Source organism: Mucilaginibacter sp. P2_D11, from assembly GCF_056404435.1.
This window is the reverse complement of record NZ_JBFUEA010000059.1, coordinates 1-580: the sequence shown is the minus strand read 5'-3', so window position 1 is coordinate 580 and position 580 is coordinate 1. Positions and strand designations below refer to the sequence as shown.

Genomic DNA, 580 nt, shown 5'->3' with positions numbered 1-580 from the left:
TTCGCTTTCATATTCACGGTTTGAGCCGATGCACAAAATGGCGACATCGCTGGTTTTTGCCAGCGCCACGGCCTGATCAATTAGTTTTTGGTCGGGCCGGTCATAGCCAGTATTTTGCGCATCAGTATTGTTTGCTAAATAGTTGGCCCTGTAGCCCTGGGCAAAACTGATGCTCGCTGTTTTGCCGAACCTTGATTTTATACCGTCTAATGCCGTTATCTCGTATTTGGCTTTTACGCCCGCGCCAAAACCTCCTAAAGCAAATGTTCGGACAGCATTATCCCCTATAACCGCAATACTTTTAATGTTAGCCGCTTTCAAAGGCAATAAATGAGCGTCGTTTTTTAACAGGACGATGGATTCTGAGGCAATATCATATGCAGTTTGGGTATGCGCTGATGTAGCAATAGATCCTTTGGGCTGATTGGCACTCATGGAGGTATGGTACATTACCCACAAAATCCTGCGCACTTTATCGTCTATTGTTTTTACCGAAACCCGGCCCTCCTTAACTGCTTTAAGTAATGGTTGGGCAAAATACCATTGATCGTACGGCCCGCTTGATCCCATTTCAATATCC

At 45.3% G+C, this 580-nt stretch carries 1 protein-coding gene; it reads right to left on the bottom strand.

The window, feature by feature from the left end:
- Positions 1-580: glycoside hydrolase family 3 protein (locus tag AC1DXC_RS27335; protein WP_477462341.1), on the bottom strand; the 580-nt coding region annotated here is incomplete at both ends.